General features: G+C 54.5%; 1 protein-coding gene. It reads left to right on the top strand.

Annotation, left to right across the window (positions count from 1 at the left end; translation table 11 throughout):
- Positions 1 to 374 (top strand): aldo/keto reductase (locus B2T33_RS12180; protein WP_286792110.1); only part of this gene is annotated, 374 nt, incomplete at both ends.

Genomic DNA, 374 nt, shown 5'->3' with positions numbered 1-374 from the left:
GCCTTGAACGAGGTCAAAAACCTCGGCATGACGCGCCTGATCGGGATTTCAAACTTCCCGACCGCCCTGATTGATCAGGCCGTGTCACTGACCGATGCGCCGCTGACGGTTAATCAGGTCGAATATCACCCCTATCTTGACCAATCCAAGGTGCTCGAAAGCGTCCGCGCACATAACATGCTGCTGACGGCCTATTGCCCGATTGCGCGTGGCAATGTCATGAAGGATGCAACGCTTAAGGCCATCGGTGAAAAATACGGCAAGTCCCCCGTGCAGGTGACGCTTCGCTGGTTGCTGCAACAAGACGGCGTCATGGCAATCCCGAAATCGGGCTCACCGAAAAATGCCGCGGCCAATTTCGATATCTTTGATTT

The organism is Thalassospira sp. UBA4513 (genome assembly GCF_002388495.1).
Lineage (GTDB): Bacteria > Pseudomonadota > Alphaproteobacteria > Rhodospirillales > Thalassospiraceae > Thalassospira > Thalassospira tepidiphila.
Note: the sequence above shows the minus strand (reverse complement) of the source record. Positions and strands in the feature narration are given on the sequence as shown.